Below are 24,271 nucleotides of genomic sequence, written 5' to 3' on the forward strand. Positions count from 1 at the left end.
GAACTTCCTCCTTAAGCGTTAATAGTAGCAAAATAATTTTCATGTTCATTAAGTTCGCTAAGAACATCGATGAATAGTTGATGAGCTTTTTCATCCCACATATCAATATTACCGCTAACGTTTACGTTTTTATGAATCCCTTCAATATCGTACACTTTTAGGCGCTCTTGATATCTCACGATTGTATTTAGAACGTTTCCGCCATACATTTCCTGGGCTTGTTGTAATACTTTATTATCCACTCGTTTTCCTTGATGCAACATCATTGGGATAATGCCTAAAACTTGTAGGTCTGCATCATATGTTTCTGCTAAGAACTGCATATAAGCGATGTATGTTTGAGCACCTTCTAAAGATAACTCTTGTGTTTGTAAAACGATGATACAATAATCAGCTGCAATCATAGCGTTATCTGAGTAGTCACTGATTGTTGGTGGTACATCAATGTAGATACGATCATATTTATCTTTTAATGGCTCGAGTAGTTTCTTTAAATAAGTAATTTGCGCAAGTTCATCCTCGGGGAACATATCAAAGAGGATTTTTGAAAGCTTTCTAAATGAAGTATTAGATGGAACGATATCCAAATTCTCGATAACTGGAATAATCTCATTCTCTAAATTTTGATTTAGAAATGCATCTGTAATAGACTTGTCTATTTGTTCAATGTCACCTGTTTTAGCGAGTACTCTTGTAGCATTACCCTGAGGGTCCATATCCACTAAAAGGCATTTCTCGTTAAATACAGTAGCTGCTTCATAAGCTAACATTGTAGCTGTTTTTGTTTTTCCAACTCCGCCTTTAAAGTTACCGATTACGTATGTAGTTGCTTGTCTAGTCATTTTCGACATTCCTCCATAAAACTCCGATTAAGTATACCTTTGAGTAAAATGTAACATCTACATACAATATTCGCAACAGTATACCGGAGAAAAGTTTATATTTTTTTAACGGATTTATCGAAAGAGTAGAAAAGTATACTAAAGCGTAAGATTTTTTAGTATACTTTTCTACTTTTCTACTTATTAGTAGTTTATAGAACAGGTGATTTTAAAGGTTTAAAAGTATACATTTACACTTGTGCGTAGTTTTGAAAGTGCTTCCCTATATACCGTTAATAAAGGTTTAATTGTAATTTTTAAGAAGGAATCAATTATAAATATGAGGTTATGAGTATACATTTCTACTTATGCGTAAGTTAGAAAAGGTATACCAAATTTAAAAGTATGGTAGAAAAGTATACATTTACACTTTTTCGTAAGTATACATTTACACTTATGCGTAGTTTTGAGTTGTCATTTCGCTGTTTACAAACAAAAAAGCTTGTTGTAACGTAGTACACAACAAGCATCATTCTACAAAACAAAACATAATTTGATATTTTACATAAACGAAGATCCATAGAACAATTGAATATGAACACAAAACAAAAAGCCACTCCCATATGCTAACGGCTACCAACCTTTAGCGGGAATGACTCTTCCAGCTAGTGTACCACCACTTAGCTAGAAACGAACTGTATTAACCTGCAGTGTTAACGTTTAAGTAGTGCACCAACACTATCCTTAAACAACTATGCCTTTTCACGAGGCTTCTTTGATATACCCATTTTATCGATAGTTTGGATAAATATCAACTAGTAAATACTAGTTTTGATTATTTAATAGTCCAATAGATATATAACGGGCATCTCTAAACCTAGAAGTCTTGTGAATGTACAGGCGATTTAGGTATTGGAGATGTCTTTTTGTTTTTTGTTCGCGTGGAATTGCCTGATACCACGTAAATAAAAACTGATAAGCCGTAATTCCGTGCTGCCATACATTTAGCGGGAACGTGTTACGGCGTGGCTAGTTGTTGGTCGTGCAGGGGGTACAGAGTATACGCCTACAAAAACAGCACCCCTCATTGGAATCCTGTTCTTCTGGTGAGGGAGGGCGAGAACTTGCCCAGGGACGATTCCCTAAAAGGTTCGGGTGGTTATCGTTAGCATTACGGTGCTAGGGAGTACATTCAGTTTGTCGTGTAGGGACGATATTACAAGGACAAGCCATAGAGAAAGGATGTATGCGGTGAAGATCGCTGAGTGAACAGGGTCTATACATACGGATACCTTATAAGTGACCGCATGGCGAAAACAAGACGCTTATCCATCTATTTTGATTGATTACCTTTTTTGTGATCTTTCAAAGTAGGGGATAAATCTGCCTTCCAGCCGTGTTCCATAATCGCTCCCACATGATAAAAACCTTCAAGACCTTCAGTCAACATTAAATTCGAAGAAAAGTAGAAAAATATTGGATTGTATAAGACCGGAGGGAACTACTTACTAAGATAGAGGAATAAATAAGGGAATTGTAGTTTACTTGGCTAGAGGATAAGGGGATGGATGATATAATAGGCCTTATTGTGGAATTTGGTTTTACATAATAGATATAGTACGTGAAATTTTATATAAGGAGATATTTTTATGCAGTTACATTTTGAAAGTTGGATTAATGAACAAAGACAAAATATTTCAGAGGATGCTTTGGTTTTATTTGAGGAATCTATAATTTGTTATAGGGTAGGAGCATATAGAGCTTCTTTTTTAATGTCTTATTTAGGTTTTATGAAAGCATTAAAGGATCGTTTATTACGAAGTGAAAAACCAGACTTAGTTGATGATGGTAAGTGGAAGAATATTAGAAAAACTTTAAATGATGATAATAAATGGGAAACTACTGTATTTATTACTACTCAAGAGAAGGAGAAAGACAGTAGTAAATATTATTTAATTTCTAGTGATTTAATGGAAGAAATCCCATATTGGAAAAAGAAAAGAAATGAATGCGCTCATGCTAAGGACACCATTATTAGTCATAGCCATATTGAAACGTTTTGGCTATTTTTAGAATCCAATTATGCAAAATTCGTTGTTAATGGTGGAAAAGAAGCATTGTTAAATAAAATAAAACAGCATTTTGATTCTGATTTTACAAGACCTGGTTCAGATTCAACATATTTAATTAAAGAAATTCCATTGGTAGTAAAAGAATATGAGTTGCCAACATTATTGCAAGAGATATACAGTGATTATGTATATTTTGATGAAATTTTTTTACAGGAAGATAAGTATTCTTTTTGGGAGAAAGTAGCTTATTCTTCTGATAATAGATTAAGTAGGGCGTTTTTAAAATTTATAGAAATGAAAGATGATGTATTTACTCCTCTTATTTTTGTATTTCCTGATAAACTTATTGAATTTAGTGATAATACAATTTTAATACGTAAATTTTGGAAAAAACTACTATTTGACCATATAAAATATATTCCTGATAACGCTTGGGAAGTTATCACTATTATATTAAGACAGGGCTGGATTCCTAAAGAAGAATTAACTGGATTTATAAATAAACTTTATAGTGCTTTTTCAATTTTAGATATACCAACATTAGAACAAGCAAAAATTTTAAACGAAAATGGTTTATTAGAAATTATTAAAAAAAATATCTTCGCGAGCGGAAGGCTAAACGAATATGGTGGATATAATTTAGCAAATGAGAAATCTAGTACGATTGTATACTATTTAACACACGAATTACTTGATGATGATGTCGTTAAGCAATTGAATAAATTATTCGGAAATTTAAGTCGAGGTCCATTTCTCTCAGCTATGGAAAATTATATCAAGGAAAGTCCGAGGTTTATACTTGAATTTAGAAGGTTGGCAGAGGAAAATTCTATTGTCTTAACAGAATTTTTTAAGCCGGAAACAGTAGAGGTTGTTTCCAAATAATATTTTTCCCTGCACATTGTGTGGGGATTTTTTCATAAAGAAAAGACACCCTAAGGTGCCTTCCTCCGACTTGAACCACTTTAATTTTAATAATATGTATTGGACTTCCATCCAAATCTTATTTTACCATTAGTTTATTCCGTAAAAAATAGTATTAAACAAGAGTTAGCTTCTTTATTTGCATTCAAAATAATTCTTAAATCTCTATATTATATTTATTGAATAATAATGCGGTCATTGATATAATAGGAAATTGTTGGGTTTTTTATTATATATAGAAATACTTAACAAATATAAAGAATTAAGGAATGTGGGTACATGAAAAAAATGTGGAAAGTAATGTCATTTTGTTTGGCAGCTAGTATGCTCGTTATAACAGGTTGTGAAAACAGTAATAACAAGGTTCAAGCGAATGAAAAAATTGAGCAGCATAATGAAGCGCCAGAAGTGACGGAAAAAGAAGCAAAGAAAATTGTAAGAAAGAGTGTAGATGGAATAGCAAACTCTTTTAGCGAAATGGAAAAAGAAAATGGATGGAGCCGAACTAATCCTGGAGATTTGAACACAGCGAAAAAAGGAGTTAAGGGATTAGTTACAGATAAGTTTGTAGAGGATCAACTTCCTGAATCGCTTAAAACATTTAATAGATCTAGAGATACTGATATGTGGCCATTTCCTATCAATATTGAACCGGAAATGAGATTAACATATTCGCAGAAAAATGATATTTTAACGATTGAGACAATCATACCTGCAAATGATATGGGAAATGCAGCGGAGATATGGGAATTTATTTTAGTTTATAAAGACGGAAAATGGTTAATAGATAAATGGTCATCACATACACCGAGCGACTTAAAACTTACAAGGGAAGAAGCTAATGAGTTTCTTAAAATTCGTAACTTTAAGAATGTAGTCTTTGTTAGAGAAGAGAACAGTGGTGATAAAAAATATATTTTTAAAGACGATACTAGTTTAGTTGCTGTGGATGCAAAAACCTCGGTTCTTACAATCAATTCTGATAACCAAAAAGAAGAAAAGGTAGCGAATAAAACTAGTAGTCAAGAACACGGAAATATTAAGGAAAACAACGTGAGTAAGCATGTTATTTCCAAAGAAGAGAAGCAAAATCAAAAAGAAACTTCTTCAGCAGTAGGTAAAACTAAGGTTTTAAATGAATTAGCTGCTTTAGAAAAACAAGAAACACATGGAAATGTTGCGTCAGATTTTGAAATACTAAATCAAATAGATGGCAATTATCAATTGTGGGATGATAAATTAAATGAAATTTATAATACATTAAAAAATAATATGTCAGCTGACGCGTTTCAGTCGTTGAAAACGGAACAAATTGCATGGATTAAAGAGAAGGAAAGTCAAGTTAAAACGATTCTTACGAATCCAATGGATGGATCGATGAAACGTATAGATGCTTTTGAAGCAGGATACAACATGACAAAAGAAAGATGTTATGAATTAGTTAATAAATATATGAATTAACTAGTTTATATCCATAGATAAATAGAGAAGAAGCGTATGTGCTTGATACGAAATGTTTTCAATAGTAAAAAGAGAATGATGGAACTTTAACCCATCATTCTCTTTTTTCATCTCAATTGATAAGCCCCCAAGTGTATGAATGCTTGGGGATTTTTATAATGAAAATAAGACACCCTAAGGTGCCTTCCTCCGACTTGAACCACTTTAATTTTAATAATATGTATTGGACTCCCATCCAAATATTATTTTACCATGTTAAATTATATTGTTTATTGAGGGAGAACGCCACATGCCCATCAACTTAAGAATTTTATAACATCCCAAAACAAAAAAATTGTACATTTTCACATGAAGATGTACAATTTTTTTGTTTGGTATTTGTATTTCTTAACTTGATAGCGATGTGGCTGTACCCCTATAAAAACTATGACAAAATTTATCCGGTTTTCCTTTTTGTCTACTTGCTAAATTCAGCAAGTAAAATATTTTTAAAAGGATCAGGACTATCAGCTTTAAGGCTGTTCAAATTGACGGCCAATGTATGCTTGCCTCCTAGTGTGCCCCCAGCAAAAGTTAAAAATCCAAGAATGGTTCCTCCATGCCCCCATATCGATACACCGTTTGAAAGCTTCATTTTGAAAATTCCAAGCCCGGAATCGCCAAGTTCATCTATTCCTGTAGGGACTGTTGTAAGCATTTGCTTTAGTTGCTGTTCTTTCAGTAATTTACCCCCAAGTAAATAAGAGAAGAATTTGTTTAAATCATCAGCTGTAGAAATCATATCTCCGGCCGAGCTCCCCATACTTGGGTTATAATAAGTAACATCTTTTGGCTCACTTGCTCCGTCTAATTGGATATATCCACGGGCATGCTTGGTTCCTGGAATGACGCTTGAATTTCCAGGTAAGAATGTATTCGCTAATTCAAGTGGTTCAATAATTCGATTTTCAATCTCTTCCGCATAGCTGTTCCCAGTTACTTTTTCAATAAGAATTCCTAGTAATACATATCCTGTATTTGAATACGACCAGCTCTTTCCTGGAGCAAAATCTGGAGGCATGGATATTCCCATCTTTACTAATCCTTCAGCAGTATAAGATTTTTTTGTATCCATCATATTAAAATCCTTTGAACTTGTGTAATTAGCGATACCACTTGTGTGGTTCAATAATTGCCGGATAGTAATCTGTTTATCATCATATCCATTTCCTTGAATGACACCAGGCAACCATTTTTCAATAGAATCGTCTAGATTTAGGCGGTTTTCTCCTGCTAATTGAAGTACAACTGTTGCAGTGAACGTCTTCGTCACGCTGCCGATGCGAAAGCGGAAATCTGTTTCCATTGGTTTCTTGGTTTTCAGGTCCGCTAACCCGGCCACATAACTCCACGTTTTCCCATCCTCGGAAGTTTTAGCAAGTATCCCCGGGATTCCAAATTTCAAGATATCACGCATTGCTTGTTTGACGGAATTACGATCTCGTTGAGTGCTTGTGTGTGACGAACTAGATACATTTTCAGTGGGCTCTGCTTTTACAAATGTAATTTGACTACGTGTTTTCATAAGGCATTCCTCTCCTCTATTCATATTGTATGAGTGGTTGCTTGTTGTTTCGTATTAATTGCACAGCTATCATCTCCATCAATGACAAAAGGACAACATGGAATTTGTAATTATCTTCATAGTGATTATTTTTGTCCTAACAAACGGTAAATCCCTCTTTTTTTACAAGTATGTTAACCCCAAAAATTACTTCTTTTCCTTACAACACTCTTATTCATTGTAGTAGTAAGATTATTTTTTTAATATTGAATTGCCTTACATTTTACTTACACACTTGTAATATTTCTGAAAATACAGTTTATAATGTTCGAAGCAATAATTCTTTTTTGGGGAAGATAGCAAAGAGGGATTTTTCATATGAACTTTACTATACTGAACTAGATTTCCGTATAGTTTTTATTTTCAACTCATTGTTTTTTTACCAAACACGTATAAAAATCAATAGTATGAAAGTAAACTACTGGGTAAAAGTTTACTTTCATACTATTGATTTTTGGAATTATTTATGGTCAAACTCTCAATATAGATATAATTGTTAAATGAGTTTTGTATATGGAAATTCAACTTTTAATATAATATTATAAATAATAAAATAGTTTTTAACATTTTTCTCCTTGGGAAAAAGATAAGATCCTACTCTCCGATCTTATCTTTTTTATTTATTAATTTGTAATACAAAAAAGAGAACCCTTATACTAAGGATTCTGCAACAGGAAATAACAAAATATAAATCCTAATGTATTTAATGTTTTTATTTTTTTAAACAAGGTTTAATAAATAAGAATTTCATATATTTTTAGCTTTTTCTTTTTTAAAACACATACCCCTTAAAGAATATAAAATTCTGTGCCATCACGATCAGTACCTTGTACCCGCTAGGTATGCCACTCTACTATCTCATGGCGGAAAGAGTTGACCCTCCAGGTATCATACCGATCGGATTGGTCATTATTTTCGCCTCTTGTTTCATAAAAAGGACCTCGTTAATTAAGTTAATTAAATTTTACCGAAACGTTAATCATTTTTTGGTTTTAATTCTAGGATGTTTTTTATTGGCTTTTGAAGTGCGTCCACAATGGCTACGATGATACATGTTGCTAAAATACCCATTAGACTTAGTGATATAGGACCTGCTGGGTCGTCTCCTGTAATTTTAGAAATCACCTTTAAGCTTATTATCATTAACACAATGAAGAAAATGGCTGTAAAAGCACATCTTTTTATAACCTTCAAAGATTCAAGAGATAACTCGGAGAAAGCGTTGTTCCTTTCGATATAGGTTAATAGTTTATATACTTGATACAGCGTAAAAGAAAATGTAATACAGATTCCATACGCACATACTAAAAGGGGATATAGCGAGTAATCCCCACCTGGATGTGCTTTTACATCTCTAATGGTTAACACAGGCATCCAATAAATACACAAAGTAAGCACTGCAATTCCAGCCAGAAAAATAATTACCTTTAAGAAAGTGGTTGAACCACGTTTACCATTCATTTAAAACACCTCACTTATTTAATGACAACGTGATTTTACCACGCTATTTATTGTTTTGCAATAAATTATTATTGTTTTTTATTATGTTATTATTGTTAACAATTACCTATTTTTATTTTAAACAAAGATAAAAAGCATTCCTCATTACAAGGAAATGCTCTATAACTTTAAACTATTGAATTTATAACTTCTTGTGGGGTAGCACGCCATACCCATCAAGCTAAGATTTTGAGACATCTCCATTACGAGAAATTTACTTTTTCACATTTATTTATGAGAATTTGACTCATTTTTTTCGTTTTGGAGCACAATCAATTTTTTAAGTTGATGGCAATGGGGTAGCACTAACAAAATGTTATTTTTTCTTTAAAGCTTTTATTGCTTCACCTAAATAAATAGTATTCCACATACTAATTGCATTAATTAAGAGGTTTAGTGCACTACTTCTTGGAAGTTGATCTTGTAGCGCTCTTTCTCGTAATTCACTATGTTTTCCAAAGAGAATAGTGAAAGGCAAGGCGGTGAATACATTTACAAAATGACAAAACTGTAAGAATACACGAATGTTTGTAAGAAAGTTCGATGTTTTCCTTTTTCTTTTTTTATTATAGTGAAAAAGAAGAACGAAACATTCTCTTATGTAGGAAAGGAAGATAATAATGATTGATCTATTAAATAAATGGATGTTAGAAAGTACAGGCAATTTCAATATCGTTGTAGGACTTACAGCACTTCTATTTTTGGGTTCAGTAATTGCACTTATTATTATTTACAAAAAAATTGGTAAACCAGATGCAAGAACAAATCCTATTTATTTTAAAATTATTTCTTGTATGTTTACTACTCAACTTCTAATGAATTGCATATTTATTTCTTTAGTTGGTAAAGATATCGAGAATTTCCGTCAAATCTTTATATTATTTGAAGCCTTTGTATTCTTCGTTGGAGCTATTTATTCGTTTAAATTATATAGACAAGAATTTAAATAATTTACTTGCAAGAAACAATAAAAAACAGTAGTGATTTTATACACTACTGTTTTTATTGTTCATTTTCAAATGTAAACTTTTTATTTTTAGTTAACTGTATATTCTATACATGCTCAGATAACATAACGCATCATTATCGGGATTCAACGTATTTAGAAAACTATTAAAAGTCCTCCAGATTGTTTAACTGGAAGACTTTAGTGTTCACATAATTCTTGTTCTCAAAAGTTCTACACTTTATGTTCAGGATGGAAATCTAATGGGTTAGTTCAAATTACGAGGGTCAGGTGTAGTGTTTAATATAGAGTTGGAGTCGGAGGAGAACAATGGAAGGAAACAATATCGTTTATAGCAACCGAATAATGATTCCATCTTCCGCCGAAAAACCTATAGCCATAAACTCTTTCGTGTCCAACAGTCGTCAAAAAAAACCAGAAATTGTCGCCGTTTCTAAGCGACAGATACGTGAACCGAAATAAACAATTTTGAAGACCCCAAGGACTCTGGGCATAGAGTGGCATTTGTCGTATATATACCATGATTCCAGGTTCACTCCTTATTGAAATTAGACTTATAACTAATTTTATGCTCAGGGTCAAAACTTAGATTGGATGTATGCCTAGTAGCCTACTTAAATTCAATTTTGAATGTATATAGTATATATGTGAGGTTAACATAACGTCTCATTATCAGTGGTAACCAAATCCCGGAAATTCATTCATATCAATAGTTTTCTAGCTTTCCGTTCTCTTCTTTGTATGCAAGATTTCATGCATGCCTGTCACAACAGTATTTGGCAGCTCCAACGATGAATAATAAAATAAATAATACAACTACTAAAGAAAATCCTCCAGCAAAGCCGCCACAACTACTACCAAAGCTCATAATAGTTCCTCCTTTAGGTAAGAGGTGGGCTTTTTATTTATTATTAATGATGATATTTAGCACTATAAATTTTAGTTAAGCATATATTGTATGATTGGAATAGGTTTCACTCACTTATTCCATTTTATTTTTATTTTATAGTTTTCCTTTTAAGGACACCAACGGGCATTGGTGTTCTTTTTAAATAGGTTGGTTTTGAAAAAACAAGAAATTTTCTTTGCTTTATACTTGTACTTGTTGTACTTGTAAAACTTTTAAAGTAAGGTCTAGTACAATTTTTTCACGAAGAGTATCAAATGGCTCGTTTAATTCTGTTGGACAAGGGGAAAAGTCTAACTCGAAAAATTGAACGCTGACTAATTCGCAATATGGTTGTTCGTTGTAAAAAACTGTATTTTCAAAGAAGTATTTGTCTAAGCGTGGTAAATCACCGTTTTTAGGATTAATAAAGTGAGATGTAGTGTCTGAAGAGGAAGCTACTAAAGCTAGTGATAGAAAATCAGCTTCTGTTAAATCTGCAAAACCAGAGAATGGAACATTTGCAATACGATCAAATAGTACTGAATTACATGCACTACCTGCATATTCAATGTTTTTACGAATATATCCTTGTACAAATAACTTTGCTCTTGTAACTCGGCGATAATTTGTACCTGGTACTGGAGTAAATGCTACAGGAACTAACTTGCATTGTGTTAAAAATACATTTTTTAAAATACGTTTAATTTCCACTGCTGCAGGTGCTAATGAGATATCTGATTCTACAACAATTTGAATTGTTCTTTCAGCTAATACAACTGGTATTTTTACAATTGGTGCTCCTGGAGTAAGGATTGGTGTTGCAGCTGCATCACTTAATGGTGTTTGAGTTTGTCCTTCTACCTGGCATGGTACATTAATTGGACATTGTTCGCTCATATTATTTAATCCCCTTTTTGAAATTACTTTAGATTTTTAAAACAGTTCAATGTCAATATATTCGTTTTTTTCATTTATGTATGAGCATGTATACTAGTTTTTAAAATTTACTTATCGAAGTTTATTAATGAACTACAGACAATAATCTATGATTATCAGTACCTTATTACTAGGAAATGCTTTTATGAGGTATATTCCTCTGTTAGATTTAATTATCTTTATATAAAAACAAAAGAAATTTCATGCTAATAAGATTTATAGAAAGAGCAATATGAGTTTTTTATTTTTGAGTCTTTCGATTTCTTTTATGATGAAATCGAATCATATTACATCTTTGTTGTTTTGTAGCGTTTTCAAGTACAATGAAAATACGACCTTGTTGACGTCTATCTTGCTGATCAAAAGCCTGTTAAATAGATTTACTAAATATGCAATTTCTTACCGATTTTAAAAAGAAAATATTGATGTATTGCCGTAAAAAAAGACACCCTAAGGTGCCTTCCTCCGACTTGAACCATCTTAATTTTAATAATATGTATTGGACTCCCATCCAAACATTATTTTACCATGTTAAGTAATATTGGTCATTGAGAAAAAAGAAAAAGCCCTATATAAGGGTATCACCACATGACCAGCCAGCACTCACATCCAAAAACAGGAGGGAATGATAAAATGTAGTTTAAGGAGGGGGGAAGAATGAAAAATGTGCATAGATGGTTAAATTATTTTGGTTTTATATGTGTGTGCATGTCTAGCTTCGGCTTTTTTTTACCAAAATACTTGGGGGTATTTCAAGATCTCAAGTTGATGGGCATGTGACGGTGCCTCATACTCACCAAGCTAGTTAGTGTATGTTAAGTAGACCTTATTGATTTGTATATCTCATCCATCCACCTTCAGATTGTTTCGCTTTATACTTCCCATAAGAAAGAAGCTTCATTGCCGAGCGATTGGCCGCATGAAAAACCAAGTTCAGCTTCCATTCTTCCTCCATTTCACTGGGATAGGTGGTGGATTCATAAACATAATAACCCGCCATGATACAGGGGATTACTTGCTCCGGTTCAAATCCATAAGCTGTTGCATCATCCACAACCAAATCAATGATGCATCGGTTTCCATCTTTAACTTTTTTCTGGAGTAATTTTTTTACCGATTCTGGTACTAATTCTAATATTTTATCCTTCATGTCAGTCACCTCATCTTTTATCATGTCCAGATAGCCTGGGGATATGTGTCAAACAGAATGAAATTGCAACCGTAGTTGCACAGGTTTAACAAGATCTTAAGGACTATATCACCCTAAAAGGGAAAATGGCTTTAAATTCAAGAAATCTGGTGAGACAGGGAGAAACGTATTCGTTCATTTTGCATTCGATTGGAACGAAACAATTTAAATGTAGGAACACGTGTCGTGTCTAAAGTGGATAACCTATGTTTCTATGATTCTCCATATTGGCAGGATAATAATGTTGTAGGCATCTGTAGATGCAAGATTAGGATTTACTATAGACGCAAAAGTAACTGTCAATGGATCCACAATATAAAATACACAACAGCAAAGGCAAAACTAAAAGGCATGAGTCCGGTACAATATCGGACCCATGCCCAAGAAGCTGCTTCACTCGGAGGAAAGACCTCGATAACGATGTGGGAAACTAAGACATCAATGTTGTAGTCATTATTTTTAAGAAAAAACAAGTCTAGAATTCCCTTTTTTATAGGAAGCTCGAGCATTCAACCCACTGATAAAAGGAAACCCAAAGGGCATACTAAGATTATATTAAAAATGGGAGGATATAAATTTGAGTACAATAGAAAATACAGTATCTATCTTCGCTTTAGGCGGCTTGAATGAAATCGGGAAAAATATGTATGCAATCGAATATTCAAACGATATCGTGATTATCGACTGTGGCAATAAGTTTCCAGATGAAAGTTTATTAGGAATTGATTTGATTATCCCTGATATAGCTTACTTAGTAGAAAATAAAGATAAAGTCAGGGCTTTAATTGTGACACATGGACATGAAGATCATATCGGGGGGATCCCGTTCTTCTTAAAAAAGTTGAATGTACCCGTTTATGCCACACGCTTCACACTAGGATTAATTGAAATCAAATTAAAAGAACATAAACTTCTAGGAGAAAGTGAACTTATTGAAATCAACTCAAACTCAAACTTGACAATCGGAGGAATAAGTGTAAGTTTTTTCAAAGTGACCCATAGTATTCCTGATTGCTTGGGGATAGTCTTTCACACACCAGAGGGTAATATTGTACATACGGGGGATTTCAAGTTCGATTTAACCCCTGCGAATAATGAGAATTCGGATATTCATAAAATGGCTGAAATCGGCAAAAACGGGGTCTTGCTTCTATTGTCTGAGAGTACCAATGCAGAGCGTCCTGGTTTGACCCCATCGGAACAAATGGTAGGTGAACATGTAGAAGCAGTTTTCATGAAAGCTGAACGAAAAGTTATTGTTTCTACCTTTGCTTCAAATATTAGTCGCGTTCAGCAAGTCGTGAATGCAGCGCAAAAAACAAATCGAAAACTTGCGTTGCTTGGACGAAGTATGGTTAATGTCGTAGAGGTTGCTATGGAACGTGGTTATTTAACAGTTCCAGATGGAATGTTAATTGCCCCACATGAAATCAATGAAATGGCTCCTGAAAGGGTGGCCATTTTATGCACGGGAAGTCAAGGAGAACCATTGGCTGCTCTTGCTCGCCTGTCCACTGGAAACTTTCGCGGTGTCGACATTTTACCTGAAGATACGGTTATCTTTGCAGCAGGTCCAATACCCGGAAATGAACGAAATATCACGAGTATCGTAGACAACTTATTTGCACTTGGAGCCAAAGTGATTTATGGATCAGGAAGTACATCCGGAATGCATGTTTCTGGCCATGGTTATCAAGAAGATTTAAAACTAATGCTTACATTAATGAAACCAAAATATTTTATTCCCATTCACGGTGAATTTAGAATGCTACACCATCACCGTTTGTTAGCTGAATCTGTTGGAGTGGAGCAAGGAAACACGTTTATCATCAATAATGGGGATGTCGTCGATATTGAACATACCATTGCCCGTCAGACCCGGAAAATACCGGTGGGGAATACATACATAGACGGGGGAGATGTCGATAATATTGGGGAAATTGTGTTACGAGACCGCAAACAACTTTCAGAGGATGGGATGCTCATGATTATTTTAACTATGAGCAAAACGGAAGGAACGTTGATTTCTGACCCCGATACCATTTCTCGTGGATTTGTGGATAGAGATTTCTCAGAACTCCGAAGAGACGTTAATGGACTTACTATAAAAACTGTTAACGAGCTACAAGAAGCAAATAGAAACTCATGGAATGTAATGAAAAAACAAATAAAAAAATCAATACGACAATATGTATATACACATACTAAGAAAAAGCCAATGATTGTTCCTATACTTATTGAAATTTAATAGGGGGAAGTTTAAAAAAAATGAATTAATTGATCTTCAACAATTGGGCGCTTTAATGGAGGAATAATCACAAAAATTATCAAACTTTTTTATAAAAGGATGATTTAATTGAATATAGAAAAAGCGTGTTTTGAACAATCTTTTTTCGAACCGCGCTTTTTTTATTTGCTCTTTTATCAAGGTTTATTAAGTTAATTTAATCAAACTTTATTTCAAGGATACACTTAGTTCTAAGTTTAAATTAAAAAGAAAAGAGGAGTAATGCTTTACCGTAAAAAAAGACACCCAAAGGTGCCTTCCTCCGACCTGATAACTAAATTGTATATTTTGGAATGTTGTGTTAAACCCGCATGGATATAATGTGTATTGCAACCAATTATTTAATAATCATGGATAAACATACAAGAACAAAGGCTCACTTTACATTATATATAATGAATATAGTAAGTGGAGGAGTCTGATTGTTTATGTCATCAAAAAATAGATTTAATCCTTGTGATATTTCTTGTGCGTTTCCGGTTCCTATTCCAGGAGAACAGGGAATTCCAGGTCCGACTGGAGCAACAGGTCCAACAGGAGCAACCGGGGTAACAGGTCCGACTGGAGCAACAGGTCCAACAGGAGTAACCGGGGTAACAGGTCCGACTGGAGCAACAGGTCCAACGGGTCCAACAGGAGCAACCGGGGTAACAGGTCTGACAGGAGCAACAGGAGTAACAGGTCCAACAGGAGCAACTGAGGGCTGTCTTTGTGATTGCTGTGTTTTCCCTATGCAGAACGTTTTACAACAACTTATTGGGCAGACTGTGATTCTTGCCACTATTGCAGACGCACCAAATGTAGCCCCTCGTTTCCTTTTATTCAATATTACTTCCGTGAATGATTTTTTAGTTACAGTCAAAGATCCAGTTAGCCCCACAACTTTCGTGGTCAATATTTCTGATGTAATAGGGGTAGGATTTTCACTAACAGTACCCCCACTAACATTACTTCCACCTGCCGATTTAGGATGTGAGTGTGATTGTCGTGAACGACCAATTCGACAATTACTGGATACGTATATCGGATCTATAGTGAATCTTTTAGTAAGTAATGGTTCTATTGCAACAGGTTTTAATGTGGAACAAACAGCTCTTGGCATAGTGATAGGTACTTTACCAATACCTTTAAATCCAACTACACTCTTTAGATTCGCTATTTCCACCTGTCAAATTACAGCTGTGGATATAACTCCTACTGTGACGTAGTTCATTTCTATCAAGAGATCAGGAAGTCTTTGTAGAATTTGCTTCAAACCAAAATGGAAAGCTTGCTTAATGGTCATTTTTATATATTGTTGGAACGATATTGTGTTAATAGATTAAGTAAAAAAAGAAGAGATCCAATCGGCGCTCTTCTTATTTTTGGTGAAATTTCACTTCTTTGTTTTGGAAATGCTTTCTTTTATGATGAAATCAAATCATAGTATATCTAGCGTTTTCAAGTACAATGGAACTACGACCTTGTTGACGTCCATCGTACTTCTCAAAAGCTCATTAGATATCGTTACATACCAATTGTAAAAAGAAAATATTGATGTATTTTCTTAAAAAAGACACCCAAAGGTGCCTTCATTGATTTGTTAATCTAGTTTGATTGTATTACTTATTAGAATTGTATATGTATGTTAATGCGACTATAATAGCAGAAATAATGAATACTGTAGCTTTGAAATAAAGTTTGATCATTTTGTGATCTTTCCGCCATTAAAGCGTCCGATTGCGGAAGATCAAGAAAATGATTATGATTGCTGCTTATAGCTTGTTGAACTAACGCACCCGTTACTTTAAGTGAATTGATTCACAATTTTACTGGGAATTTACCTAAAAAAGTTGAATTAACTTAAGAAAAAAGGACTCCCTTTTTGGGAATCCAATGCATTCAGTGTCACTTTGGTTAAAGTCTAATCTTCTCGTTTCGCAACACTGTCATTAGCCTCATCGGCACCTTCGCCGACTGTGTTACCTATCGCTCCTCCTGCAACAGCTCCTGCAACGGTACCAAGTGGACCAAGAACAGAACCCAAAGCAGCTCCAGCGACAGCACCGACACCAGTTCCTACCGCTTCGCCAGCATCATTATCGACACGGTTACGTTCGTTTTTATCAGCCATTCATCTCACTCCTTATTTAGAATAGGAAAGTGCTTTCCAGCACAATACCTTACATATTTTTCCCTATAAGGACAGATGTATGCGAAGTTTAAATCTGTCCTTAAAACTTTGCAATCCCCAAAATTGCCTCTCCCTACTTGATTCACACAAGCTTTTTCTTACAGCACAAATATATCTGGGTCCCCACCCGATTCTATTTTAATACATCTATTTATAAAGTTTAATTAATTTAATGTAAATTTTATAAAGAAAAGACACTCATATAAGAGTGTCTTTTCCGATAGTTTTTTAGCAGAAGCAAGCAGCTCCAACTATGATTAATAATATAAAGAGGACAACGACTAAAGCAAATCCTCCAGCAAAGCCACCACAGCTACCACCAAAGCCCATAATAATGCCTCCTTTAGATAAGAGGAGAAAACAAAGAGTTATTTGTGTGTTTTAATGGATTCAATTTACTTTATGTTTTTACGCATTAATTGAGCAGGTCCTCCTGAAAATAAAGAAAAGACACCCTAAGGTGCCATCCTCCGACTTGATAACCACGTTGATTTACATAATTATCGTTCCCGGAAGTAAAGTTCTAAAAGTAATTTATCCATAGTGATATTAAAATTACTACTAACAGGGGTAGCACCACATCACCATCAAGCTAAGATTTTAAAGTACTCCCAAAATAAAATTGTTATCTCTCTACAGTTATTTATGTGAATTTAGCTCGTTTTTTCTTTTTTACTATTCTCCTTTTGCATTGAGCATAGACGTGTTCCCATGCTTTTCAAGATGACATTCTCCCCCAAGTACATAAAGAGTCTAGTATAGCATTTAGAGAACAGCCATACTCAGTTAAAGAATATTCTACTTTAGGAGGTACTTGGTCATATACTTTTCTTTGAATTACACCATCTTCTTCTAGCTCACGTAACTGTTGCGTGAGCATTTTTTGTGTAATACCAGGCATTAAACGTTTTAATTCACTCGTTCTTTTTTTTGTCTTTTTTTAAATGACAAAGTATAACAACTTTCTGTGTGCCACTGATAATTTCTACAGTTATCTCCACAAGAATAGTGGATTTTGTTAAATAAAATCATTTTTAATAATTTTATTTTGGAGCTACAGACGTTGAAACATAAAATTGTTACTTATTAGTATCTATAACACTTTAAAGTGCGTACTTTTTATTGTGTTGCTGATAAGACATAATTACATACGTGAGAGGGAAATGAGTAGTGCGAAATTAAAAAGCATCTATATTATTTTTAATAATTGTCGTGCTTTGAAGTGTATATTTTTTGACAGTTCGAATCCCTTATAGTGCATTTGATCGGTCATCCCTTTTCACATTATTTACATCCATTCATCATTTTTAAATAGATTTTAGGAGGAGATTTTAAATGAAAGATTTATTAAAAGGTACACTTGGTTTTGGTACGGCACCACTAGGTAATATGTACCGTAATATTCCAGAGGAAGAAGCAATCGCAACAGTGGATGCTGCTTGGGATAATGGTGTTCGTTACTTTGATACAGCTCCACTTTATGGATCTGGTTTAGCAGAGATTCGTCTTGGTGAAGCACTATCGAAAAGAAATCGTGATGATTACTTCTTAAGTACAAAAGTAGGTCGAATTATTTCAGATGAATTGGAAGATCCATCTACACGTGATTTAGGTGAAAAAGGCGTACTTTTCGAATTTGGTCGTAAAAATAAAATCATCAACGACTACAGTGCGGATGCAACTCTTCGTTCTATTGAGGATAGCTTAAAACGTTTAAAAACAGACCGTCTAGATTTTGTTTATATTCATGATGTAGCACAAGATTTTTATGGAGATGAGTGGATTTCACAATTTGAAATTGCTCGAACAGGAGCATTTCGTGCACTTACTCAATTACGTGATGAAGGTGTAATTAAAGGCTGGGGCCTTGGAGTAAATAAAGTAGAATCAATTGAACTTATGTTGGATTTAGAAGAAGCAAAACCAAATGTTTCTTTACTAGCTGGTCGCTATTCATTATTAGACCACGAGCGTGCGTTAGAACGCGTAATGCCTGCGGCTGTAAAAAACAATATGGACATTGTTGTTGGTGGACCATATAGCTCAGGTGTACTTGCTGGAGGTGCTCACTTCGAATACCAAAAAGCGTCACCAGAAATCATTGCAAAAGTTAATAAAATGAAAAACCTTGCAGAACGTCATGGAATCAGTATTAAAGCTGCTGCTTTACAATTTGCATTGGCTAATCCAGCAGTTGCTGCTGTTATTCCTGGTGCAAGTAAACCGGAACGAATTGCAGAAGACCAAGCTGCATTGAAAACAGTGATTCCAGCAGCGTTCTGGGAAGAAATGCGTGAACAAAAATTAGTTGCAGTTAATGCACCACTACCAATTAACGTTAAATAAAAAGGAGAGTAATTAAAATGGCAAATACTATTACATCTATTGAAATTCCAGCTTCACCTGACCAAGTATGGCAATTAATTGGAGGTTTTGATGCACTTCCAGATTGGTTACCATATATCCCTAGCAGTAAAGTAACTGAAGGCGGACGTGTACGTCATTTAGCTAATCCTGATGGAGCTGCGATCGTAGAGCGTTTAGAAGCATTTAACGAGAAAGAGCGCTACTACACATATTCAATTATGCAAGCACCATTCCCTGTGACGAATTATTTATCTACAATCCGTGTTAAAGAAGGTAAAGATGCTAACACATCATTAGTTGAATGGTCTGGTAGTTTCACTCCTGTAGAAGTAAGTGATGAAGAGGCAATTAATCTGTTCCATGAAATTTATAAAGATGGTCTAGAGGCATTGCAAAAAGCATATCTAGGTTAATTAGAGGATAGATTAAAAAACGGATTAAATATTTGAAAGGCTGCAGTGTAACAACTGCAGTCTTTTTATGATTATAAGCGTTGATGTATGTCAGGGACTAAACTTTAACTGTAGAGGATTTTTGTAAAGTAATGTTGTTCATGAAACGAATACATCTGGATAAATAAAAAGGCTATCAGGGATCACCATACATGCCCATCAACTTAAGAATTCAGAATTACCCCAAAACGAAAAAAAGAGCTTTTTTGCTACAAGTTAGCACAAAATTTCGTTCTGGGGGCATTTACTTTTCTTAGCTTGATTTTGATGGGGTGCGCTGTGATTTGAACCATAACTTTGCCATTCTGGCAAGGTAACATTTTGTCTCCTAAAAAGCTACGTGAGAAGTTCGATCAACTAACTATTCAAATGAATTCTAAAAAAGGAGCGAAAAACAATGCAGAGAGCGGCGGCAGCAATACCAACCGATATAGCCAAAAAGGTGAATATGACTATGGATTCTGATGTGTGCGATACACACGGCATGAATAAGATGAAGTTCGGTGGACAAGTTGTTTGCCCTCGATGCTTCCTGGAAACCGATAGTAAGAAGCTTCAGCAACAAGAGCAAGCGAAATACGATGCGGATAAAGAAAACGAGAAAAAATTCTTATTCCATCAACAAAGCATGATTGCCGATAGCAACATTAAGAAAGCTAATTTTGATAACTATAAACTTACTAGCGATGAAGGAGGGAGGAACCTTGAACTTGCAAAGGTCATCGCAACGGATTATCTCAATGGAAAAGTGTTTAACACGATTATGGCAGGGAATTGTGGCGCAGGGAAAACGCATCTTGCCTACGCTATAGCGGATCAGCTTGCAGGAGCAGGGAAATCAGTTGTATTCGTTACAGTTGGTGAGTTACTACGGAAGATTAAAAGTACATTCAGTAAAGATTCCGCATTAACTGAAGATGCAATTATAAGAAGCTTAGTAAGAGCGGAAGTATTAATAGTCGATGATTTAGGAGCGGAGTTAGGCGCATTAGATGCCAATACAAAAGCAACAAACTTTATTAATAGGGTGTTATTCGATGTTTTCGATGGAAGGCAAGGTAAATCTACTATCTTCACAACGAACCTTACAGGAGAGCGTTTAGAGGGTGCATATGATGAGCGGATTGTATCACGTATCTTCAATAAATTCAGGGCGTTAGTTTTCAAAGATACAAAGGATTACAGAAGGAAAGCACTACCATTCTAAGGGGGAGTTAAGATGTGTGCATGTAACGGAACGGGAGTAATTCAGAACGACATTGGAATGGGTATGTATCAATTCGCACCATGTATTTGCGAAGCAGGGAATCACAGTCCTGAAGAAGTGGATAGAAGACGTCATGCCGTTATGGCGGAACTAAGAGAAATTCATCAATTACAACTGGAGGGGAAATGGGATGCCACGACTTGGAACGGATTTGGAAAAGGAAAATTACACAATGGCATTGCAGCAGAGAAAGTACATGAAGAAATCGCGTCGTAACTTGTATATCGCTTTAGAAGAGTTGGACCTGGTATTTGATGAAAGTGAAGTTACTCGATTGCAAGAAATGTGGAAGGAAGACAAAGGAATCCTTGAAATTGCGAAAGAGTTGGGGAGACATCAATTAGAAATCGCAGCATTGATTATGGATCAGGCCGATAAGAATAAAATCAAATCCCGTCTAATGGGGTTAGGGGCATGAAGCAATTAACACTGGAGGATGTAGTCGGCAGTTTTGATTATACGGCAACAAGCACGGCTGATAGGTTCTTACAGCATAGCGTCATAACGTATGAAGTTCACTTTTATGACCAGGACGAGCGACAAAAAATAGACTGGTTCGATGTTGAAACAGAAGACGAAGCATGGAGCATGACAGTGAAAGAACATGGTAAAGGTGTTCAGAATATTAGGGTAACTGTTTCTAATCGTACACGAGAAGAAATAATGGCATTGGATTAGGAGGGAGCTAATGGAGAAGCCAACATTAAAAGATTATGTAAAAGCCGCTGAAATAGGCATTAGCAAGAAGAATGTAGGCCAACGAATGGATGAGCTGAATTGGAGTTTAGAACGCGCTATAACGACACCAGTAGGTACGAGTTGGGAAGGGAAAGAGAAGAATACAAAGTTACTGAAATTAGCGGAGAAACACGGTATTAGCGAATCTACCTTCTACAGACGAAAGCGTAACGGCATGACGCCATACCGGGCAGCTACTGCACCAAAAGGATTCGAAGAGTACATTCCTTTAGCGGAATCGAATGGAATTAGTAATAAAACATTTTATCAAAGAGTTAAAAGGAATATGGATCCGTATGAAGCAGCGACAAAACCACCATGCAAGTACAAAAAGAAACAAATCAGCTAGGAGGCAGCATGAGCGAGCAAGACAGGTTAATAGAACGGTTGATTGATAGGCATGTATTTAAATTACCTGATGGCCGTGATTTATATGAGGGGTCATGTGAGGAACTAAAAAAGCTATTGAAAGGAGATGAAGAATAATGGGAGCAGTGGGAAATTTAGTTTTCGAAATCACTAAGTTAATTAGCGATGCAAAGGGAGGTAAGTAATGAAAAAAGAAACTGTGGTGCAGGTGCAAAGTGAACTCGAAGTAGTGGAGAGCGAGATTCGATTGTATGTATGTTTTTTCTAACTGTGCAATTTTTAAATACAATCGTTATTAGAAAGGGGAAATAACGATAAAAACGATGTTTGTAAATTAATTTTTAACATTTTATACAATGTATCATCTAATAAATATTAGAGGGAAGGAGGTATTGATGTGGACCGATTTAGAAGAATATTTGATACTCAAAGGTTTATAGATCCATCAACTATAGGGCCGACGTTCCCGCCACTCCCAACTATTACTTTTCCAACAGGTCCAACCGGAGTAACGGGTCCAACCGGAGTAACAGGTCCAATCGGAGTAACAGGTTCAACTGGAATAACAGGTTCAACTGGGGTAACAGGTCCAACTGGAATAACGGGTCCAACCGGAGTAACAGGTCCAACTGGAGTGACGGGTCCAACCGGAGTAACAGGTCCAACTGGAATAACGGGTCCAACTGGAGTAACGGGTCCAACCGGAGTAACGGGTCCAACTGGAATAACAGGTCCAACTGGAATAACAGGTTCAACTGGAATAACAGGTCCAACTGGAATAACGGGTCCAACTGGAGTAACGGGTCCAACTGGAATAACAGGTTCAACTGGAATAACAGGTTCAACTGGGGTAACAGGTCCAACTGGAATAACGGGTCCAGTTGGAGCAATACAAACGACAAATGTATTGTATTTTACTTTTTCAGACGGACAAAAACTTGTCTATACAAATGCTGATGGCTTCCCTCAATATGGGACAACACAGATATTGTCACCAAGTGATGTTTCCTATATTAATTTATTTATAAACGGAATTCTTCAGCCACTATCTTCGTACCAGGTTGTAACTGGACAGTTAACTTTATTAGCCCCTGAGGCTCCAGTGCAGGGAGCTTCAATTATTCTGCAATTCATTACTATTAGTTAAAAAAGGACAGATTTCCTAATAAAGAAATCTGTCCAAAAACAAAAGATGTTGATTAAGTTACGATAAACTCAACAGTGATTGGAATTCCCGAATCTAATGTGTCTCCGCCTGGGATTGTGATAGCTCCAGTTGGCCCCGTAGTAACACTAGAATTCGAACCTGGCTGTAATACACCGTTTACATAGAGATTATAATACGTAAAAGTAGGGAATGCTGTAGCAGCAACACCAGCATCATTTAGACAAGCTGTAGCAGCAATCGCAAACGCAGCACCTGTCCCTGTTCCTGCGCCTAGTGTAGATGTAAATCTTCTAGAAGCGATAAATGGAGGTACGATAGCCATTTGGTATTCACCTCCTTTTCAATTTTATTAGGACTAGATTGTGAGAAAACTTGTCCTATAGTGTATTTTATGACGTGCTTAAATACTAGAAACGGCTTATGTACTGGTATTTAAATATAATTATAGATTTATATATATTAATGTTGAAAGAAAACGCAATTGGGTAAAAAAACTTTCATAAAAAAAATCGTATACATATGCTCTTTGTACACGATCCATTAAAAACTATGTCTTGTACATTTATTCTATGTTTGTCCTATATGGAAGGTGAACACATTTAAATAAAAATTTCATTTTGTATTAATTTAGAACACCAAAAAGAGCACCTTTGAAAGATGCCCTTTAAGAAAAAGTGAAATGTTGAAAAGAAAATTAGGGTTTTTACTTCAAGATAACATATGACCATTTCATCATAATGTGACGATGGATCACAAAAGAGCAGCTAGCAAAAGCTAACTGCTCGGTTCTCCAAGGGGGAACAAGGAGAAAGTAACTTAATGGGTTGTCTACAGTATTGACGGAATATTGAGTTTTATTCAGGGGGACTTATAATCTACAAATTAGATTATGATATTTGCTATTACCCATATCGCCCAGAAAAGAACTAAAAACTCTATTGAAATCCAAAGTGCTTTTTTCTCAGGTTTTTTAAATTCTTTTATTAAAGAGAAAACAGCACTAATTGCTATAAGAATGAAAAGAACGAGTCTTATTGTATCTGGCATTTTAACCACTCCTAATCTTAATTTTAATTCATTATATAATG

25 protein-coding genes and 5 pseudogenes are annotated in these 24,271 nt (G+C 35.1%); 18 read left to right on the forward strand and 12 right to left on the reverse strand.

Annotated features, from left to right (window positions below; genetic code table 11):
• Positions 1-11: 11 nt before the first annotated feature.
• Positions 12-842, reverse strand: a complete 831-nt coding sequence (locus tag BAQ48_RS03515; RefSeq protein WP_000198084.1) for a ParA family protein — start codon at positions 840-842, stop codon at positions 12-14.
• A gap of 1,628 nt (positions 843-2,470) precedes the next feature.
• Here BAQ48_RS03515 and BAQ48_RS03520 point away from each other — a divergent pair.
• Both BAQ48_RS03520 and BAQ48_RS03525 read left to right on the forward strand, forming a co-directional pair.
• On the forward strand, positions 2,471-3,778 hold the full coding sequence (locus BAQ48_RS03520; protein WP_071709997.1) for a hypothetical protein: 1,308 nt from the start codon (positions 2,471-2,473) through the stop codon (positions 3,776-3,778).
• Between the two features lie 318 nt (positions 3,779-4,096).
• Positions 4,097-5,278, forward strand: coding sequence for a lysozyme inhibitor LprI family protein (locus tag BAQ48_RS03525; RefSeq protein ID WP_071709998.1), 1,182 nt, complete (start codon positions 4,097-4,099; stop codon positions 5,276-5,278).
• Positions 5,279-5,735: 457 nt separating this feature from the next.
• Here the strand turns inward: BAQ48_RS03525 and BAQ48_RS03530 are convergent, their stop codons facing one another.
• A complete protein-coding gene (locus BAQ48_RS03530; RefSeq protein ID WP_415783947.1) occupies positions 5,736-6,842 on the reverse strand; it encodes a serine hydrolase domain-containing protein in 1,107 nt (368 codons plus the stop codon).
• Positions 6,843-7,669: 827 nt separating this feature from the next.
• On the opposite strand from BAQ48_RS03530, the pseudogene BAQ48_RS03535 reads away from it, so the two are divergent.
• Positions 7,670-7,813: pseudogene (locus tag BAQ48_RS03535) on the forward strand (DUF2975 domain-containing protein); the annotation flags it as partial.
• Between the two features lie 43 nt (positions 7,814-7,856).
• Here the strand turns inward: BAQ48_RS03535 and BAQ48_RS03540 are convergent.
• Positions 7,857-8,342, reverse strand: coding sequence for a DUF2975 domain-containing protein (locus tag BAQ48_RS03540; protein WP_016089111.1), 486 nt, complete (start codon positions 8,340-8,342; stop codon positions 7,857-7,859).
• Between the two features lie 358 nt (positions 8,343-8,700).
• A pseudogene (locus tag BAQ48_RS28170) lies at positions 8,701-8,862 on the reverse strand (Tn3 family transposase); the annotation flags it as partial.
• Positions 8,863-9,001: 139 nt separating this feature from the next.
• Between BAQ48_RS28170 and BAQ48_RS03550 the strand changes: the two are divergent.
• Complete coding sequence (locus BAQ48_RS03550; RefSeq protein WP_071710001.1) at positions 9,002-9,331, forward strand: 6-aminohexanoate hydrolase; 330 nt, start codon at positions 9,002-9,004, stop codon at positions 9,329-9,331.
• Between the two features lie 768 nt (positions 9,332-10,099).
• Here BAQ48_RS03550 and BAQ48_RS03555 read toward each other — a convergent pair.
• From BAQ48_RS03555 to BAQ48_RS03565, 3 genes are all read right to left on the reverse strand, one after another.
• Positions 10,100-10,216 (reverse strand): YjcZ family sporulation protein, encoded by a 117-nt coding sequence (locus BAQ48_RS03555; RefSeq protein WP_071710002.1) that lies wholly within the window; start codon positions 10,214-10,216, stop codon positions 10,100-10,102.
• A 222-nt stretch (positions 10,217-10,438) separates the two neighbouring features.
• Entirely contained in the window at positions 10,439-11,134 is a 696-nt protein-coding gene (locus tag BAQ48_RS03560; RefSeq protein ID WP_071710003.1) for a CsxC family protein, read from the reverse strand.
• Between the two features lie 865 nt (positions 11,135-11,999).
• Positions 12,000-12,323 (reverse strand): hypothetical protein, encoded by a 324-nt coding sequence (locus tag BAQ48_RS03565; RefSeq protein ID WP_071710004.1) that lies wholly within the window; start codon positions 12,321-12,323, stop codon positions 12,000-12,002.
• Between the two features lie 210 nt (positions 12,324-12,533).
• Between BAQ48_RS03565 and BAQ48_RS28175 the strand changes: the two are divergent.
• From BAQ48_RS28175 to BAQ48_RS28085, 4 genes and pseudogenes are all read left to right on the forward strand, one after another.
• Positions 12,534-12,796, forward strand: a pseudogene (locus tag BAQ48_RS28175) (hypothetical protein); the annotation flags it as partial.
• Between the two features lie 143 nt (positions 12,797-12,939).
• Positions 12,940-14,610 (forward strand): ribonuclease J, encoded by a 1,671-nt coding sequence (locus BAQ48_RS03575; protein ID WP_071710005.1) that lies wholly within the window; start codon positions 12,940-12,942, stop codon positions 14,608-14,610.
• Positions 14,611-15,077: 467 nt separating this feature from the next.
• The gene (locus tag BAQ48_RS03580; protein WP_116758460.1) at positions 15,078-15,857 is read left to right on the forward strand and encodes a collagen-like protein; all 780 of its coding nucleotides are present in this window, start codon (positions 15,078-15,080) and stop codon (positions 15,855-15,857) included.
• Positions 15,858-15,910: 53 nt separating this feature from the next.
• Positions 15,911-16,075 carry a hypothetical protein gene (locus tag BAQ48_RS28085; protein ID WP_207544830.1) on the forward strand — a complete coding sequence of 55 codons (165 nt, stop codon included), beginning with the start codon at positions 15,911-15,913 and terminating at the stop codon, positions 16,073-16,075.
• A 477-nt stretch (positions 16,076-16,552) separates the two neighbouring features.
• On the opposite strand, the gene BAQ48_RS03590 is transcribed toward BAQ48_RS28085, so the two are convergent.
• The 3 genes and pseudogenes from BAQ48_RS03590 to BAQ48_RS03600 form a co-directional block, all read right to left on the reverse strand.
• Positions 16,553-16,762, reverse strand: coding sequence for a glycine zipper domain-containing protein (locus tag BAQ48_RS03590; protein ID WP_071710007.1), 210 nt, complete (start codon positions 16,760-16,762; stop codon positions 16,553-16,555).
• Between the two features lie 288 nt (positions 16,763-17,050).
• Complete coding sequence (locus BAQ48_RS03595) at positions 17,051-17,152, reverse strand: YjcZ family sporulation protein (RefSeq protein WP_000505675.1); 102 nt, start codon at positions 17,150-17,152, stop codon at positions 17,051-17,053.
• A gap of 345 nt (positions 17,153-17,497) precedes the next feature.
• Positions 17,498-17,829, reverse strand: a pseudogene (locus tag BAQ48_RS03600) (winged helix-turn-helix transcriptional regulator).
• Positions 17,830-18,157: 328 nt separating this feature from the next.
• Between BAQ48_RS03600 and BAQ48_RS03605 the strand changes: the two are divergent.
• The 10 genes and pseudogenes from BAQ48_RS03605 to BAQ48_RS03645 all read left to right on the forward strand — a co-directional run bounded on the left by BAQ48_RS03605 (position 18,158) and on the right by BAQ48_RS03645 (position 23,162).
• Positions 18,158-19,168: an aldo/keto reductase gene (locus BAQ48_RS03605; RefSeq protein WP_071710009.1), complete on the forward strand. Its 1,011-nt coding sequence runs from the start codon at positions 18,158-18,160 to the stop codon at positions 19,166-19,168.
• A gap of 17 nt (positions 19,169-19,185) precedes the next feature.
• Positions 19,186-19,602: an SRPBCC family protein gene (locus tag BAQ48_RS03610; protein ID WP_071710010.1), complete on the forward strand. Its 417-nt coding sequence runs from the start codon at positions 19,186-19,188 to the stop codon at positions 19,600-19,602.
• 339 nt (positions 19,603-19,941) lie between these two features.
• Positions 19,942-20,106: pseudogene (locus BAQ48_RS28090) on the forward strand (phage replisome organizer N-terminal domain-containing protein); the annotation flags it as partial.
• Positions 20,090-20,848, forward strand: a complete 759-nt coding sequence (locus BAQ48_RS03615; RefSeq protein WP_071710011.1) for an ATP-binding protein — start codon at positions 20,090-20,092, stop codon at positions 20,846-20,848. The pseudogene BAQ48_RS28090 and the gene BAQ48_RS03615, both read left to right, overlap by 17 nt.
• A gap of 12 nt (positions 20,849-20,860) precedes the next feature.
• Positions 20,861-21,124 carry a hypothetical protein gene (locus BAQ48_RS03620; protein ID WP_071710012.1) on the forward strand — a complete coding sequence of 88 codons (264 nt, stop codon included), beginning with the start codon at positions 20,861-20,863 and terminating at the stop codon, positions 21,122-21,124.
• Entirely contained in the window at positions 21,081-21,326 is a 246-nt protein-coding gene (locus BAQ48_RS03625; protein ID WP_116758462.1) for a helix-turn-helix domain containing protein, read from the forward strand. The genes BAQ48_RS03620 and BAQ48_RS03625 overlap by 44 nt, the downstream gene beginning before the upstream one ends.
• Entirely contained in the window at positions 21,323-21,586 is a 264-nt protein-coding gene (locus BAQ48_RS03630; protein ID WP_071710014.1) for a hypothetical protein, read from the forward strand. Before BAQ48_RS03625 ends, BAQ48_RS03630 begins: the two co-directional genes overlap by 4 nt.
• Positions 21,587-21,596: 10 nt before the next feature.
• The gene (locus BAQ48_RS03635; RefSeq protein WP_071710015.1) at positions 21,597-21,995 is read left to right on the forward strand and encodes a hypothetical protein; all 399 of its coding nucleotides are present in this window, start codon (positions 21,597-21,599) and stop codon (positions 21,993-21,995) included.
• An 8-nt stretch (positions 21,996-22,003) separates the two neighbouring features.
• Positions 22,004-22,132 (forward strand): Fur-regulated basic protein FbpA, encoded by a 129-nt coding sequence (gene fbpA / locus BAQ48_RS03640; RefSeq protein WP_071710016.1) that lies wholly within the window; start codon positions 22,004-22,006, stop codon positions 22,130-22,132.
• A 280-nt stretch (positions 22,133-22,412) separates the two neighbouring features.
• Positions 22,413-23,162: a DUF4183 domain-containing protein gene (locus tag BAQ48_RS03645; protein ID WP_071710017.1), complete on the forward strand. Its 750-nt coding sequence runs from the start codon at positions 22,413-22,415 to the stop codon at positions 23,160-23,162.
• A gap of 52 nt (positions 23,163-23,214) precedes the next feature.
• Here the strand turns inward: BAQ48_RS03645 and BAQ48_RS03650 are convergent, their stop codons facing one another.
• Together BAQ48_RS03650 and BAQ48_RS27830 are read right to left on the reverse strand one after the other, a co-directional pair.
• Positions 23,215-23,505, reverse strand: coding sequence for a DUF4183 domain-containing protein (locus BAQ48_RS03650; RefSeq protein WP_071710018.1), 291 nt, complete (start codon positions 23,503-23,505; stop codon positions 23,215-23,217).
• A 560-nt stretch (positions 23,506-24,065) separates the two neighbouring features.
• Complete coding sequence (locus BAQ48_RS27830; RefSeq protein WP_076542666.1) at positions 24,066-24,230, reverse strand: hypothetical protein; 165 nt, start codon at positions 24,228-24,230, stop codon at positions 24,066-24,068.
• Positions 24,231-24,271 lie beyond the last annotated feature (41 nt).

It is taken from the genome of Bacillus luti (genome assembly GCF_001884105.1).
GTDB lineage: Bacteria > Bacillota > Bacilli > Bacillales > Bacillaceae_G > Bacillus_A > Bacillus_A luti.